We start from the raw sequence: 528 nt of genomic DNA on the forward strand, positions 1-528 counted from the left end.
CCTTTGATCTTGGTGTTATCCGTCAACTGATACGTTACGCCGGCATCTACAAACGTATAAGCAGGTTCAACGATGCTGTTGCGTGATGGGCCAGTGACGGGATCCATTTCTTTTCCTCGGTAGGTCACTTTCGTCCAACTCTCTAGGTTGTCTGTTGTTTGCCAAGTGACATCAACATTAAACAGATGCTTTGGAAGTTGCTGAAGTGGCATGCCTTTGTATTCACCCGTTTTTTGCTCCGAGTCGGTAAAGGTATAGCTTGAGCTTAAGTAGATAGTCTCGGTTAGTGGTTTCGCCAACGTTGCTTCTACACCCTGAGTAACAGCTTCATCCACATTAATGCGGTAAGTAGGATCCGCCCCCCATTGGTTTGGGCCATCCGTACAAATTGTATCTGGGCACACCACGCGAGTGATCTTATCTTTAAACTCATTGTGGAAGGCGGTTAACGTTACATCAAGACCAGAATCACCTTGGTAAAGCACGCTGATTTCTTTGTTCAGTGAAGTTTCCGGATCCAAATCTGGG

Annotated in this window: 1 protein-coding gene; it reads right to left on the bottom strand. The window is 46.2% G+C overall.

The genetic code is table 11. From position 1 onward, the window contains the following. Positions 1 to 528: TonB-dependent receptor domain-containing protein (locus tag R7O13_RS30595; RefSeq protein ID WP_318305688.1), on the bottom strand; the 528-nt coding region annotated here is incomplete at both ends.

The sequence above is a fragment of the Vibrio sp. Y176 genome (genome assembly GCF_033438945.1).